We start from the raw sequence: 651 nt of genomic DNA, 5'->3' as shown, positions 1-651 counted from the left end.
CGATCTTAGGTAATGGAATATCCCAGCTTTCAATTGGTAAGCGTTCTACATGCTGGCAATCGTGAGCAATGCCAATCGGTTTGCCTCCTTCTCCTGTCTTGAACCAATGAGAAAGAGTGCGATCGTAGTAGCCTCCACCCATACCTAAGCGGTGTCCGATACTGTCGAAGCCGACCAAAGGCGTGCAGATTACATCTAATTGTTTGACGGGAAGAAGGTGGCGAATATCGAGCTTTGGTTCGAGAATGCGGTACTTATTGTAGACCAGTTGATCTTCATTCACGTATTGAAGAAACAATAACTGGCCTTTTGAGAACGGATGGATGACGGGTAAATACACCGACTTTCCCTGTTGCCATAACCATTCAATCAGTGTCTTCGTATCGAGTTCACCATCGGCAGAGAGATAAATGGCAATGTTCTGCGCTTGTTGGATTTCTGGAAGTTGGGCGAATTGAGTAACTAGGTCTAGCCCCGCTTGAAACTGCGTATCGCTACACAAGGCGTTGCGTTTTTCACGGATAAGTTTGCGGAAGTCTTGTCGGGAGCGTGATGATATGGATTGTGATGACATAAAGGAATACCCCAGGGTGCCGTTGAGGATTGTGGCCCTTGAACCAGCTGGTTCAAGGCGGATCAGCAATGATAACC

Annotated in this window: 1 protein-coding gene; it reads right to left on the bottom strand. The window is 47.2% G+C overall.

Annotation, left to right across the window (positions count from 1 at the left end; all coding sequences use genetic code 11):
- Positions 1 to 559, bottom strand: a 559-nt coding sequence (locus R7Z77_RS26165) for a 5-formyltetrahydrofolate cyclo-ligase (RefSeq protein WP_318137153.1), incomplete at its 3' end; no start/stop codon positions are given.
- Positions 560 to 651: the final 92 nt, after the last annotated feature.

The sequence above is a fragment of the Vibrio sp. 1401 genome, assembly GCF_033340295.1.
This window is presented reverse-complemented; position numbering and strand designations above follow the sequence as displayed.